General features: G+C 50.6%; 1 protein-coding gene. It reads right to left on the reverse strand.

The window, feature by feature from the left end; all coding sequences use genetic code 11:
* Positions 1 to 593, reverse strand: a 593-nt coding sequence (locus tag R8O11_RS29525; protein ID WP_318195164.1) for a GEVED domain-containing protein, incomplete at both ends; no start/stop codon positions are given.

The following is a 593-nucleotide window of genomic DNA, read 5'->3' on the forward strand; positions in this document are numbered from 1 at the left end:
GATAAGCCATTTTCGGTGATAGTGATTGGATGATCTTCCACTTCGCCGGAGGTTGAGCCGCCATCGTATTTGAGCCCTGTTTGTTGACTAAAGCGGAATCGGCTCCAACTTGGTCCTGCGGTTGCCAATTCAGAGACGATAAATGGAAGTGTGTTGTTTCCTGCTGCGAGTAACTGGTCTGTAAATACTTGTTCACCTTCATCTGCGAAATCACCGTCTCGGTTCCAGTCAAACCAAGCAGACAAGTAGCCAGAAGTAGACGCCGTTACATTCACCAGTGAACTCAAACCTGGATCGAGTGCGGCAACAAAGCCAACACCATCTTCGTCTGCGGTACCAACTTTGTTGTCGCCAGAAGGTGCAATTTGTCCGTCAGGATCGCCATCAGGCGCAATGACACCAAGCCATGTCACACCATCGATTTCGTGTCGTGGACCGTTTGAGGAAAGAAGCGTGTGGTAACTATCTGGAGCATCGCCAAAATCGATTGGGTCATCTTCATCAATAACTGGCGCGTTGGCGCAGCGTGCACCGTCATTTTGGCTTGAACTCGGGCCGTTCGAGACAAACTCAACCGCTGGGACAATGCCAGC

Source organism: Vibrio sp. 1288, from assembly GCF_033344475.1.